Source organism: Ensifer sp. YR511 (assembly GCF_900103045.1).
GTDB classification, from domain to species: Bacteria; Pseudomonadota; Alphaproteobacteria; order Rhizobiales; family Rhizobiaceae; genus Ensifer; species Ensifer adhaerens.
This window is the reverse complement of sequence record NZ_FNGR01000013.1, coordinates 1-14,119: the sequence shown is the minus strand read 5'-3', so window position 1 is coordinate 14,119 and position 14,119 is coordinate 1. Positions and strand designations below refer to the sequence as shown.

9 protein-coding genes are annotated in these 14,119 nt (G+C 63.2%); 3 read left to right on the top strand and 6 right to left on the bottom strand.

Annotated elements, in window-relative coordinates; all coding sequences use genetic code 11:
* Nucleotides 1-216: 216 nt before the first annotated feature.
* Nucleotides 217-4,941 (top strand): glutamate synthase large subunit, encoded by a 4,725-nt coding sequence (gene gltB / locus BLU15_RS21240; protein WP_090297873.1) that lies wholly within the window; start codon nt 217-219, stop codon nt 4,939-4,941.
* Between the two features lie 108 nt (nt 4,942-5,049).
* On the top strand, nt 5,050-6,507 hold the full coding sequence (locus BLU15_RS21235; protein WP_034786787.1) for a glutamate synthase subunit beta: 1,458 nt from the start codon (nt 5,050-5,052) through the stop codon (nt 6,505-6,507).
* 87 nt (nt 6,508-6,594) lie between these two features.
* On the opposite strand, the gene BLU15_RS21230 is transcribed toward BLU15_RS21235, so the two are convergent.
* Both BLU15_RS21230 and BLU15_RS21225 read right to left on the bottom strand, forming a co-directional pair.
* Nucleotides 6,595-7,845 (bottom strand): SGNH/GDSL hydrolase family protein, encoded by a 1,251-nt coding sequence (locus tag BLU15_RS21230; protein WP_090297870.1) that lies wholly within the window; start codon nt 7,843-7,845, stop codon nt 6,595-6,597.
* A gap of 134 nt (nt 7,846-7,979) precedes the next feature.
* Nucleotides 7,980-9,200, bottom strand: a complete 1,221-nt coding sequence (locus tag BLU15_RS21225; RefSeq protein ID WP_060581304.1) for a lytic murein transglycosylase — start codon at nt 9,198-9,200, stop codon at nt 7,980-7,982.
* A gap of 398 nt (nt 9,201-9,598) precedes the next feature.
* Between BLU15_RS21225 and galU the strand changes: the two genes are divergently transcribed.
* On the top strand, nt 9,599-10,486 hold the full coding sequence (galU, locus tag BLU15_RS21220; RefSeq protein WP_034786782.1) for a UTP--glucose-1-phosphate uridylyltransferase GalU: 888 nt from the start codon (nt 9,599-9,601) through the stop codon (nt 10,484-10,486).
* 78 nt (nt 10,487-10,564) lie between these two features.
* Here the strand turns inward: galU and BLU15_RS21215 are convergent, their stop codons facing one another.
* The 4 genes from BLU15_RS21215 to BLU15_RS21200 form a co-directional block, all read right to left on the bottom strand.
* The gene (locus tag BLU15_RS21215; protein ID WP_089044971.1) at nt 10,565-12,028 is read right to left on the bottom strand and encodes an outer membrane beta-barrel protein; all 1,464 of its coding nucleotides are present in this window, start codon (nt 12,026-12,028) and stop codon (nt 10,565-10,567) included.
* A 94-nt stretch (nt 12,029-12,122) separates the two neighbouring features.
* Nucleotides 12,123-12,593: an NfeD family protein gene (locus tag BLU15_RS21210; protein WP_060581306.1), complete on the bottom strand. Its 471-nt coding sequence runs from the start codon at nt 12,591-12,593 to the stop codon at nt 12,123-12,125.
* Nucleotides 12,594-12,596: 3 nt separating this feature from the next.
* Nucleotides 12,597-13,595 carry an SPFH domain-containing protein gene (locus BLU15_RS21205; protein ID WP_089044972.1) on the bottom strand — a complete coding sequence of 333 codons (999 nt, stop codon included), beginning with the start codon at nt 13,593-13,595 and terminating at the stop codon, nt 12,597-12,599.
* 194 nt (nt 13,596-13,789) lie between these two features.
* Nucleotides 13,790-14,119 (bottom strand): ferrochelatase (locus BLU15_RS21200; protein WP_176960325.1); only part of this gene is annotated, 330 nt, incomplete at its 5' end.

Sequence of the window (14,119 nt, the reverse complement as noted above, 5' to 3'; positions counted from 1 at the left end):
AGCGGGAGGATTGGCCGGATTTCATCCGGTTGTTATCGCCTGCCGTCAGGATGGTCGCAGACATCAGTGCCTGATGATGCCGTGCTTATTTGCGACCTGATCAGGATCATGAGACGATGAGTGCCCCGGCTTTTCGGCGTGTCTTTGCACGCAACGAAGAGTCATGCGCGGGCGGTGCCATGCCCGGCGGTGCCGGGTTCAACAGGAGGGAAAACGATGACGGATCATTCGCCATCACAGCAATCTGGGCTCAACCTCGCACACAGCGTTGCGACGGCTGAAAAAACGCCCGCATTCCCGACTGGCCTGCCGCGAAAACAGGGGCTCTACGATCCGCGCAACGAACATGACGCCTGCGGTGTCGGCTTCGTCGCCCATATGAAGGGTCAGAAGTCGCACCAGATCGTGCGCGATGGTCTCTTCATGCTCGAAAACCTGACGCACCGTGGTGCCGTCGGCGCCGACCCGCTGATGGGAGATGGCGCGGGCATCCTCGTGCAGATTCCCGACCGTTTCTTCCGCGAGGAGATGGCCAAGCAGGGCATCACCCTGCCGAAGGCGGGCGAATATGCCGTCGGCCACATCTTCATGCCGCAGGACGATGCGCTCGTCGAACACTTCAAGCAGGTGATCAAGGACGTCGTCACCGAAGAGGGCCAGGTGCTCATCGGCTACCGCGACGTGCCCGTCGACAACGCGTCGCTGTCGAAGGCGCCGGAAATCGCCGCGACCGAGCCGCGCCATGTCCAGATCTTCATCGGTGCCGGCCGTGACGCCGCCACGAACCCGGAGTTCGAGCGCCGTCTCTTCACGCTGCGCAAGGTGATCTCCAACCGTATCTATGACGAATACAAGGGCGAGGAGAGCAACTTCTACCCCGTGTCGCTGTCGTCCTCGACGATCGTCTACAAGGGCATGTTCCTCGCTTACCAGGTCGGCGCCTATTACAAGGATCTGTCCGACCCGCGCTTCGAAAGTGCGGTGGCGCTCGTTCACCAGCGCTTCTCGACCAACACGTTTCCGTCGTGGAAGCTCGCCCATCCCTACCGCATGGTCGCCCATAACGGCGAAATCAACACGCTGCGCGGCAACGTCAACTGGATGGCGGCGCGCCAGGCGTCGGTTTCCTCGCCGCTCTTCGGCGACGACATCTCCAAGCTCTGGCCGATCTCCTACGAAGGCCAGTCGGACACCGCCTGCTTCGACAACGCACTCGAGTTCCTGGTGCAGGGCGGCTATTCGCTGTCGCACGCCGTCATGATGCTGATCCCCGAGGCGTGGGCCGGCAACCAGTTGATGTCGCCTGAGCGAAAGGCGTTTTACGAATACCACGCAGCGCTGATGGAGCCGTGGGACGGTCCGGCAGCTGTCGCCTTTACCGACGGTCGCCAGGTCGGCGCGACGCTCGACCGCAACGGTTTGCGTCCGGCCCGCTACATCGTCACCTCGGACGATCGCGTCATTCTCGCGTCGGAAGCCGGCGTGCTGCCGGTCGACGAAGACAAGATCGTCAAGAAGTGGCGCCTGCAGCCGGGCAAGATGCTCCTGATCGATATGGAACAAGGCCGCATCATCTCCGACGAGGAGGTGAAGTCCTCGCTCGCGCAAAAGCACCCCTACAGCAAGTGGCTCGAAGACACGCAGCTCATCCTTGAAGAGTTGAAGCCGGTGGAGCCGCGTGCGCTCCGTCGCGACGTTTCCCTGATCGATCGTCAGCAGGCCTTTGGCTACACGCTCGAAGACACCAAGATCCTGATGTCGCCGATGGCGACGACCGGCCAGGAAGCGATCGGCTCGATGGGCACCGACACGCCGATCTCGGCGATGTCGGACAAGCGCAAGCTGCTTTACACCTATTTCAAGCAGAACTTTGCGCAAGTCACCAACCCGCCGATCGACCCGATCCGCGAAGAGCTGGTGATGAGCCTCGTCTCCTTCATCGGTCCGCGTCCGAACATCCTCGACCACGAGGGCATGGCGCATGCCAAGCGGCTCGAGGTGCGCCAGCCGATCCTGACCAACGGCGATCTCGAAAAGATCCGCTCGATCGGTCACACCGAGGATCGTTTCGACACCAAGACGCTCGACTTTACCTATGACATTTCGCGCGGCGCCGAAGGCATGCCCGAAATGCTCGATCGGCTCTGCGAGCGTGCCGAAGCGGCGGTAAAGGGTGGCTACAACATCATCGTGCTCTCCGACCGTCAGGTTGGTCCGGACCGCGTGGCGATCCCGGCGCTGCTCGCGACCGCCGCCGTGCACCACCACCTGATCCGCAAGGGTCTGCGCACGTCGGTCGGCATCGTGCTTGAATCCGGCGAACCGCGCGAAGTGCATCAGTTCTGCCTGCTCGCCGGCTACGGCGCCGAGGCGATCAACCCCTATCTCGCCTTCGATACGCTCACCGACATGCACAAGCGTGGCGAGTTCCCCAAGGAAGTCGACGGCAGCGAAGTGGTCTACCGCTACATCAAGGCCGTCGGTAAGGGCATCCTCAAGGTCATGTCCAAGATGGGCATCTCGACCTACCAGTCCTATTGTGGCGCGCAGATCTTCGACGCCGTCGGCCTGTCGTCGAAGCTTGTCGACCAGTTCTTCTTCGGCACGGCGACGACGATCGAAGGCATCGGCCTCGAAGAGATCGCCGCCGAAACCGTCGCCCGCCACAAGGCGGCCTTCGGCGCCGACCCGGTTCTCGCCAACTCGCTCGATATCGGTGGCGAATATGCCTTCCGCATGCGCGGCGAAAGCCATGCCTGGACGCCGGACGCAATCGCCTCGCTGCAGCACGCAGTTCGTGGCAACGCAGAGGACCGCTACCGCGAGTTCGCTGAGATGGTGAACAACTCGGCGCTGCGCATGAACACCATCCGTGGCCTGTTCACGATCAAGAGCGCCGACGCCCTTGGCCGCAAGCCGATCTCGGTCGACGAGGTCGAACCGGCCGTCGATATCGTCAAGCGCTTCTCGACCGGGGCCATGTCCTTCGGCTCGATCAGCCGCGAGGCGCATACGACGCTGGCGATTGCCATGAACCGGATCGGCGGTAAGTCGAACACCGGCGAAGGGGGCGAGGAAAGCGATCGCTACCTGCCGCTGCCCGATGGTTCGATGAACCCGGAACGTTCGGCGATCAAGCAGATCGCGTCCGGCCGCTTCGGCGTGACCACCGAGTACCTGGTCAATGCCGACATGCTGCAGATCAAGGTGGCGCAAGGGGCCAAGCCCGGCGAAGGCGGGCAGCTGCCCGGCCACAAGGTCGATGCAACGGTTGCCAAGACCAGGCATTCGACCCCGGGCGTCGGCCTGATTTCGCCGCCGCCGCACCATGACATCTACTCGATCGAAGACTTGGCGCAGCTGATCTACGATCTGAAGAACGTCAATCCGGAAGCCGACGTTTCGGTCAAACTCGTCTCGGAAGTTGGCGTCGGCACGGTTGCCGCCGGCGTTGCCAAGGCGCGTGCCGACCATATCACTGTCGCCGGCTTCGACGGCGGTACCGGCGCTTCGCCACTCACCTCGCTGAAGCACGCCGGCAGCCCTTGGGAAATCGGTCTGGCCGAGACCCAGCAGACGCTGGTGCTGAACGGCCTGCGTTCGCGCGTCGCCCTTCAGGTCGATGGTGGTCTGAAGACCGGTCGCGACGTCATCATCGGCGCGCTGCTCGGTGCCGACGAATTCGGCTTCGCCACCGCACCGCTGATCGCCGCCGGCTGCATCATGATGCGCAAGTGCCACCTCAACACCTGTCCCGTCGGCGTTGCGACCCAGGATCCGGTGCTGCGCAAGCGCTTCAAGGGCACGGCCGAGCACGTCATCAACTACTTCTTCTTCGTGGCCGAAGAAGTGCGCGAGATCCTGGCGTCGCTCGGCGTCAGGAAGCTCAACGACATCGTCGGCGCTTCGGAACTGCTCGAAAAGGACAGTGCGCTTGCGCACTGGAAGGCCAACGGCCTCGACTTCTCGAAGATCTTCCACAAGGTGGAAGCCAAGAAGGAAGAGACCTACTGGACCACGCGCCAGCAGCACCCGATCGACGATGTTCTCGATCGCAAGCTGATCAAGGAAGCGGCGGTCGCGCTCGAAACCAAGGCTCCGGTCAAGATCGAAGCCGAGATCAAGAACGTCGACCGTTCGGCCGGCGCGATGCTTGCCGGTGCTCTTGCCAAGCGCTGGGGCCACAAGGGCCTGAAGGACGACACCATCCACGTGACCCTCAAGGGCACGGCTGGCCAGTCCTTCGGCGCGTTCCTCGCACGCGGCATCACCTTCGATCTCGTGGGCGACGGTAACGACTATGTCGGCAAGGGTCTTTCGGGCGGTCGCATCATTGTCCGGCCGCCGGAAAATGCGACGATCGTTCCGCAAGAATCGATCATCGTCGGCAACACCGTGCTTTACGGCGCGATCTCGGGCGAGTGCTACTTCAACGGCGTTGCCGGCGAACGTTTCGCCGTGCGCAACTCCGGCGCGGTCGCGGTCGTCGAGGGCGTGGGTGACCACGGCTGCGAATACATGACCGGCGGCGTCGTCGTCGTGCTCGGCGGAACGGGGCGCAACTTTGCGGCCGGCATGTCGGGCGGTGTCGCCTATGTGCTCGACGAGGAAGGCGATTTCGCCCGTCGCTGCAACATGGCGATGGTCGAGCTGCAACCGGTTCCGGAAGAGGACGACATGCTGGAGAAGCTGCACCACCACGGCGGCGACATCATGCACAAGGGCATGGTCGACGTGTCGGGCGACATGACGCGCCACGACGAGGAGCGGCTTTATCAGCTCATCTCCAACCACCTTCACCACACGGGTTCGCCCCGGGCGAAGGAGATCCTCGATCACTGGACGGATTATCGGCCGAAGTTCCGCAAGGTCATGCCGGTCGAGTACCGCCGTGCGCTCGAGGATATGGAACGCATGAAAATGGCAGAGGCGGCCGAATAGGAGGCCCCGGTGACCAAGGCTCCCGGTTCATCACAGATCGGTTCGGGGGCCCCTCACGCGCGCTCGCAAAAAGCGCCTGTTCAGACGCACAGCTTTCAGGATGAAACGATGGGTAAGGTAACTGGATTTCTCGAGATCGACCGGCAAGTGGCAAAGTACCAGCCGGCGTCCGACCGCATCCGCCATTTTCGCGAATTCACCATTCCGATGTCAGAACCGGAAGTGCAGAAGCAGGCTGCTCGCTGCATGGACTGTGGCATCCCCTATTGCCACGGCCCGACCGGCTGCCCGGTGCACAACCAGATCCCGGACTGGAACGATCTCGTCTACAACGGCAACTGGGACGAGGCGATCCGCAACCTGCATTCGACCAACAACTTCCCGGAATTCACCGGCCGCGTCTGCCCGGCGCCGTGCGAGGAAGCCTGCACGTTGAACCTCGAAGACACCCCGGTCGCGATCAAGACCGTCGAACAGGCGATCGCCGACAAGGCCTATGAAATGGGCTATATCGTGCCGCAGCCGGCCGTCACCAAGACCGGCAAGAAGGTCGCGATCATCGGCTCGGGACCTGCCGGTATGGCCGCGGCCCAGCAGCTTGCCCGCGCCGGCCACGAGGTGCACGTCTACGAGCGCGAAACCAAGCCCGGCGGCCTGCTGCGCTACGGCATCCCGGACTTCAAGATGGAGAAGAACTTCATCGATCGCCGCGTCGACCAGATGCGCGGCGAAGGCGTCACTTTCCACTGCGGCATCAATGTCGGCGTCGACGTTCCGATGCAGCGCCTGCTCGACGAGCATGACGCCGTGCTCTACTGCGGCGGCTCCGAGACCCCGCGCGACGCGGGAATCCCCGGCGTCCAGTTCGCCGGCGTGCATGACGCGATGCCCTATCTCGTCCAGCAGAACCGCCGCGTCGGCCGCGAGAACATCGACAGCGTCGGCTGGCCGTCGCAGCCGATCCTTGCCGGCGGCAAGCATATCGTCGTCGTCGGCGGTGGTGATACCGCGTCCGACTGTGTCGGCACCGCTTTCCGCCAGGGCGCCGTCAAGGTGACCCAGCTCGACATCCGTCCGCAGCCGCCGGAAAAGGAAGACAAGCTTGCCGTCTGGCCGTTTTGGGCGACGAAGATGCGCACCTCTTCGAGCCAGGCCGAAGGCGCCATCCGCGAGTTCCAGGTGGCGACCCTTGAGTTCATCGGCGACGAGGACGGCAACCTGACCGGCGTGAAGTGCTGCCAGGTGGATGATCGCCGCAAGCCGGTCGCCGGCACGGAGTTCATCATCAAGGCGGATCTTGCCTTCATCGCCATCGGTTTCAGTGGTCCCTTCACCAACAGCGTGATCAAGGACCTCGGCGACAAGCTGACGCTCAACACCGACCGCCGCGGCTCGACCAACGTCGTCGCCAACGAGCGCGACTACAAGACCTCGGTCGACAAGCTCTGGACGGCCGGCGACGTGCGCCGCGGCCAGTCGCTCGTCGTCTGGGCGATCCGCGAAGGCCGCCAGGCGGCGCGTGCGATCGACGAGGCGCTGATGGGTTCGACCACGCTGCCGCGCTAAGGCATTACTCCCAAGCATGAAAAAAGCCCCGCAGCGATGCGGGGCTTTTTTCATGGTGTGCCAGAAGGCTGAATGGGGATCGTCGGCCTAGTTGCGGATCACCGGGTTGCTGATGACCGTGTTTGGCTTCGAGAGGCGGAAGTCATCGACGCGGCCGGCCGGAGCGGCGGCGACGTCACCCTTGCCAACCAGCAGGTCGCGTGGGCTCTTGCCGTTGCCCTTGTCCGGTGCGGCGCTGCCGAGCAGGGACGCGGCGCCATCCAGCGCCGGATCGGTCAGCCCGATCGGCTGGGTCTTGACGATATCCTCGTTGCCGAGCGGTGCGGTCACCACCAGGTCCTTGAGCTCGTCGGCGCCCGGCACGTTCTTGTCGGTGGCGGCGGCATCGCCGAGCAGCCGACGGATGTCCTTCTCGACGTAGAAGGCAAGCTTGCGCTTGCCGGCCTTGGTGAGGTTGACGCCGTCGGCGCCGCGCAGGCGCACCTGCTGGCCGTTGATATCGGAGCCGGTCAGAACGAACTTGCCGCCCTCATCGACGAAGCCGTCCCAGATGTCGACGAACTGTCCGCCGACCTTCTCGATCTCCTCGCGATAGATGCCGTTGAAGGTGACCATGTCGGCGGTCATCGCGGCCGACTGGAACGGCGGCATGCCGACCCAGAGAACCGGCAGCTTTTCCTTGCGCGCAAGGGCTGCCAGCGCGTTGACACGCTTGCGATATTCTTCCGTCCAAAGGTCGGAGCGGAACTTCTCCTTGGTGCTGCCGATCTGCATCTGCTGGCGATCGTTGGCGCCGAGGCTGATGATGATGACCGACGGCTTCACGTCGCCGACATAGCCCGGCAGCGTGCCCGGCCAATTGAAATAGTCTTCGCGCACGAGACCGGACGAACCGTTCGCCCGCGTCTCGATGGTGATGCCGGGCGTCATCTCGAAGGCCGTCTTCAGGCCGTCGCCAAGGCTTCCGGCCATGAAGTCGCCGACGACGAGCACCTTCTTGGCATCCGGCGCCTTCTCCACCACTATCGGCGCCGGGGCAGGGGTGTCGGCAACCTTTGGCTTCTGCTTCTGCTGCCCCTGGCCCTTCTGCCGCTGTTGCGGCTGGCGCTGGCGCTTCGGGCGCGGCTGTTCGGGATAATAGTCGCGATCCTGGTAGGTCGGCCGTTCGCGGGTCAAGCCGCCGAAGAGCATCTGAAACAAGGTGCGGCGTTGAACGCGCTCCTGCGCCTCGGCAAAGCTCGCAAAAAGGCTGACGGTGAGCATCGCCACAACGGCAATGCAGATCGTCGCAATCCCGAACGGCGTACGGCTATCGTGCCTGCGGCGCCTGCTGATCATCTGCTTTCTGCCCCGTTCATCGCGTATTCGGGCGGCCTTGCCGCACCAAAGTTTCAGCGCGCCGCACGGGGGTGCAGCGCGCTTGCCCTATTGTATCTCACGGATACTCAGATCGTGAAACCGTTTCGAACCTGCTAGTTGCGGAGCGCCCGCAGCAGCATCTGCGTCGGCTCACCATCCGGCGCCAGTCCGTTCTTCGACTGGAATGCCTGGATCGCGGCCTTGGAGCCGGAGCCGAAGTTGCCGTCGACTTCGCCACTGTAGTAGCCAAGCTCCTTCAGCCGGTTCTGCAGCTCGAACTTCTCGCTGATGTCAAGCGAACCGTCCGGACGCGGCCAGCGCTGCTGCATGCCCTGGTAGCCGGCGATCTGGTCTGCGAGCAGGCCGACGCCGAGCGCGTAGCTGTCCGACGCGTTGTAGCGCTTGATGACGAAGAAGTTCTTGGTCATCAGGAAGCCGGGGCCGTTGCCACCGCTCGGCAGCTTGAGCTCGGCGCGCGTGCTGCCGTTGCGGAAGCCCTTGCCGTTCGGCCGGGCAAAACCGAGCGACGCCCATTCCTTGAGCGTCTTCGTCTGGCCCGAATACTTCGCGGCGTTGGCCGGCGGGGCGACTTCGTAGCCCCAGGTCTCGCCCGGCTGCCAGCCATTTTTCTTCAGAAGGTTGGCGGCGGTCGCCAGCGCGTCTGGCACCGAGTTCCAGATGTCGCGGTGACCGTTTCCGTCTGCGTCGACCGCATAGAGCAGGTAGCTCGTGGGGATGAACTGGGTGTGGCCCATGGCGCCCGCCCAGGAGCCCGTCAGCTCACGTGGGGTGATATCGCCCTTCTGCAGGATTTTCAGCGCGGCGATTAGCTGCTTCTTGGCATAGTTCGACCGCTTCGGATCCGCGTAGGCAAGGGTTGCGAGCGCGCGCGGGACGTAGTGCAGGCGGTCATCCTTCTCCAGCACGGCGCCGTAGTTGGACTCCATCGACCAGATGGCCAGCAGGATGGTCTTGTCGACGCCGAAGTGTTTCTCCAGCGCGTTCAGCGTGCGGGCGTGCTTGGTCGCCATCTCCTGGCCGACGCGCTTGGTGTAGGGGTTCACGCGGGAATCGATATATTCCCAGATCTTGTGCTTGAACTCCGGCTGGTAGTTGGCCTTGTCGATCACCGTCTGGTCGGGCGACTTCACGCCGGCAAAGGCCTGGCGATAGGTTGCCTTGGTGATGCCGGCCTGGGCGGCGGTCGCGTAAAACTCGTTGATCCAGTTCTGGAACCCGGTATCGGCGCGCGCGGGGGAGGTGCCGAGCGTGGCGGCGGATAGGACGAGGGCGGCTGCGATATGACGGAAAAACGTCCTGCGGTTTCTGATCATCAGCTGTCGGTTCCGTTTCTCTGCGGAGCTTCGGCCGTCATGGCCCGAATCACTCCGCAAGGTGGCAGTCTGGGGCCAGCCTGGACGGTGGGGGCAGTCGTCGGCGGCTCCTGTTTCGGATCCGGCCGCGCTTGTTGCATTGCCGGATTGCAACGAATCTACAGAAACGTGGTCAACAAACCCTTTACCATGAAAATGTGGTGGCGTCTTCGGCCACAGAAAATGTCAAGCCTTGGTCGTGGAGTTCGCATATGCATTTGTTTCGTCGGTTCATGCTGTGTTCAGCTGACGGCATAGAGATTGCGGCTCCATTACGGAGCGCTGTATGGTTAGGGACGGATTGACGTCCAGGACCATTCGGCAAGAGTTATGAGTGAAATCCTTTCAAGGAGGTATCGATGACCGACAAGCGTAAAGTCCGCAAAGCCGTGTTCCCGGTCGCAGGACTGGGCACCCGTTTCCTGCCGGCGACCAAGGCCGTGCCGAAGGAAATGCTGACGGTGGTGGACAAGCCGGTCATTCAATATGTGGTCGACGAAGCGCTGGAAGCCGGTATCGAGCATCTGATCTTCGTGACCGGCCGCAGCAAGGCTGTCATCGAGGACTATTTCGACATTCAGGTCGAGCTCGACCAGACGCTGCGCGAGCGCAACAAGAAGGCCGAGATCGCGCTGCTCGACGGCATCCTGCCGAAGGCCGGCACCACCAGCTTCACCCGCCAGCAGGCGCCGCTCGGCCTTGGCCACGCGGTCTGGTGCGCCCGTGAACTCGTCGGCAACGAGCCCTTCGCGCTGCTCCTGCCCGACATGATCATGAAGGGTGAGAAGGGCTGCCTGAAGGGCATGGTGGAGCTCTATGAGCAGAGCGGCGGCAACGTCATCGCGGTTGAGGAATGCGCGCCGGACCAGGCGCACAAATACGGCATCGTCGGCGTCGGCGACAAGGTCGGCGAAGGTTTCAAGATCACCAAGATGGTCGAGAAGCCAGCACCGGGCACTGCCCCCTCCAACTTCTTCATCAACGGCCGCTACATCCTGCAGCCGGAGATCTTCCCGATTCTCGAAAAGCAGGAGCGCGGCGCCGGCAACGAGATCCAGCTGACCGACGGCATGCTCAAGCTTTCCGACAACCAGCAGTTCGCCGCTTACCACTTCCGTGGCGATACCTATGACTGTGGCGCCAAGGACGGCTTCATTCTGGCCAACGTCGCCTTCGCGCTCGAGCGTGGCGATATCCGTCCGACCGTCGAAGGCCCGCTGAAGAGCCTGCTCGGCAGCCTGAAGTAATCGGCCTTCTCTTCTCGAAGGCAAGAAAGGCCGCGTCCATCGGGCGCGGCCTTTTTTAATCTGGATGATGGGATTGCCTCAGCGGCGCAGCGTCAACCCGACGCCGACGCGGGTGATGTCGGTGGTGTCGCCCTGATCGCGGGTGGTGCGCTCGTAGCTGACGTCGCCCGTCAGCGCCAGGTAGCGGTTGATGTCGTAGGTGAGGCCGGCGCCGGTGCGCCAGGTGGTCTCGTCCGACGAGCGGGCGTTCGAGGGGTAGTTGCGCAGCGTCAGGCTGTTCGTCAGCCGCGCGACCAGATCCGAGCGCATCTGGTGGGTGATGATGTTGGTGAGGTTGTAATCGATCGAACCAGCGTCGCCGGGCGTCGTCGACGGGTTGAGGTCGGTCGACACGGCGAAGAGCACGTCGGTGCCGCGTTGCGGCGACCAGTTGAGGCGGCCATCGACCGACAGGCCGCGGAGTTCGCCAAGCCGGTCATCCTCGAAATTGTAGGTTTCGTAGCCGAGGCCGAGCTCGCCATAGAGCTTCTCGCCGAGGTCGAGCTCGATACCGCCGCGTGCGGCATAGGTCTGATAGGAGCGTTCGAAGCCGAGCGGATCTTCGCGCAGATCGTAGAGCGACTTGCCGACGGAGGCTTCGAGGAACGGGATCAATGCCGGCGACAGTTCGTAGCCGACGCGGGCCGTGAGCACACCGGTGTTGCGGTTTCGATACTTGACCGAAAGGTTCGTGCCGTTTTCGAGTTCGACATCACCATAGGTGCGCCGGTCGAAATCGATGCCGACCGAGCCGCGGATCAGACCGAAATCACGCTCAACGGCCGCGCCGAGGCGGTAGGTGTTGACCGCGGACTGGTTTTTGGCGTTGGAGATCGCGTTCGGGTCGTCGGCGTCCTCGCGCTCGAAACTGTAGCCGGCGCGCAGACGGGCGATCGTTTCGTCCCAGAGATCGAGCCGCAGTTCCGCATCGACATTGGCGCGGGGCTCTTCCTCGCCCTCGCCGGAGATGTTGTTCTGCAACACGCCTTCGCCGGTGACGGTCAGCTGATGCCGCGACCAGTCCGAGGTCAAGGTGCCGCGGATTCCGGTTTCGAGATAGCCGCGGCTGGTCTTGGTGTCGCCGTCCTTGCGCCATTCGTGGTTGATGGTCTCGCTGACGCTGGGGCGCAGCGTGAAGGTGCCGATTCGGATGCCCGGGGCGCGATCGTATTCGGGGTTATCGGTCCGCAACCGCAGACCGTCGATCGTTGGCTCGCGCTGGTTCAGGCGAAGGTAATCCTCGTTAGAGGCCGGGGTCAGGTCGTCAGCGCTGACGGCGCCGGTGGTCTGCGGATCGGTGATTGCGGGCGTCGCGGCCGGAACGGCTGAAGGCGCTGTGCCCGCGCCATAGGTGGTCGTCGTCGGAGCGGTGGCGGGAGCGGTCGTGGCGGTCTGGGCGTTCAAGGATGCGGGGGCAAGCATCGCCGTGCCGGCCAGCAGCAACGCCAGCGACGTCGAACGCCGCGCGCCTCCTTTGATCGAGCGAGATGAGCCTGGCACCATATGCCGTTTGTCCACGAGCCTGATTGCAATCCTTTCGCAACCGTAAAGCGACGTGGTTAATCAATCGTTTCCAAACGGAAAAAACGTCGTGGCATCAGCCGCTTGCGGTTACGCTTTCGACGGTCAGGTTGCGGCCGTGGGTGGAAACGACGCGCACCCTTGTACCGGCCGGCAGGTCCGGTCCCTCAACGACCCAGAACGTGTCGTCGAGCCGGATGCGCCCTCGGCCTTCGGCGATCGGTTTTTCCAGGACCGCGGTGCGACCGACGAGGCTTTCGGCGCGCTGGTTCAAAAGCGGCTCGTCGGTGGTCTCGGATGTGGAGAGAACGAAGCGGCGGCCAAGGAGAACGGCCGCCACCGAGAGCAGCGCGAACAGCACGAGCTGGACCTGCCACGTCCAGAAGCCGACCTCCCAAAGCATGAGGGAGAGGATGCCGACTGCCAAGGCGGCGACACCGATCCAGATCAGGAACACGCCGGGGGCGACGAGCTCGGCGGCGAGAAGCACGAAGCCCAGAACCCACCAGCTCCAGGGCCCGAGTTCTTGAATGGCGCGTTCGATCATCGTCTACTTCCCTTGCGCGGGATCGGTCGGGAAAGCTGGTGTGGTGCGCGGCGTCGACTGGCGCGGGCGGGTCGCTGGCGCCGTCTGGCTGTCGCCAAAGACTTCCTTGGCGATGGCGCCGATGCCACCGAGCGAACCGATCAGCGCGGAAGCTTCCATCGGCATCAACACGATCTTCTGGTTGTTGGCGGTGCCGATCGAGGCGAGTGCTTCGGTGTACTTCTGGGCAACGAAGTAGTTGATCGCCTGCACGTCGCCGGCCGCAATGGCCTCGGAGACCATCTTGGTTGCCTTCGCCTCTGCCTCGGCCAGGCGCTCGCGCGCTTCGGCGTCACGAAACGCCGCTTCGCGCTGGCCCTCGGCCTGCAGGATCGCCGACTGCTTGGCGCCTTCGGCGCGCAGGATCTGGGCGTTTCTGGCGCCTTCGGCTTCGAGCACCTGCGCGCGTTTCTCGCGCTCGGCCTTCATCTGGCGCGCCATGGCATCGACGAGATCCTTCGGCGGGGCGATATCCTTGATCTCGATGCGGGTGATCTTGATGCCCCAGGGGCTGGCAGCTTCGTCGACGACGTGCAGCAGCCTGTCGTTGATCGTATCACGGTTGGAGAGCAGTTCGTCGAGGTCCATCGAACCCATGACCGAGCGGATGTTGGTCATCGTCAGGTTGAGGATGGCGTTTTCCAGATGCGCGACCTGGTAGGCGGCCTGCGCCGCATTCAGGATCTGATAGAAGGCGACGGCATCGGCCGAAACGCTGGCATTGTCCTTGGTGATGACTTCCTGGGTCGGAACGTCGAGCACCTGTTCCATCACGTTCATCTTGGCGCCGATGCGGTCGATGAACGGCACGATCAGATTGAGGCCCGGCTCCAGCGTTTTGGTGTAGCGACCGAAGCGCTCGATCGTATAGCGGTAGCCCTGCGGCACCGTCTTGATCCCCATGAAGAGGACCAGGATGATGAGCACCACGAAGCCAATGACGACGATATCCATTCCGCCCAAGACTTACCCCCTTAAATTGCAATCTCGACCTGTGGCTGCAGTCTAGCGTATTCCGTTTCCCTTCGGAATCGGTTTTCCGCGGATTGCGCGTAAATTCAAAATGTTAGATTGCCGCACTCGCCGGTGGGGAAGAGCGCGGCTCCTTCATCCTGAGCTGGCGGCCAGCGCGCCGTTCAAGTGGGGTGATGGGACGCTTAAAGCCAGCCGGCAAGCTCCCGGCGCACGACGTGTTCGAGCACGGCCATGCCTTCGGCGCTGTCGTTCAGACAGGGGATGTGGGTGAACTTCTCGCCGCCATTGTGATGGAAGCTTTCGGCCGCCTGCTCGGCGATCTCTTCCAACGTTTCCAGACAGTCGGAGACGAAGCCCGGGTTGAGGACGGCAATGCGCTTGACACCGTCCTGCGCAAGTTTTTCGACCGTCTTGTCGGTATAGGGCTGCAGCCATTCCTCAGGCCCGAAGCGCGACTGGAAGGTGACCTGCAGCTTCTCCTTCGACCAGCCGAGCTTTTCGCGCAAAAGCCG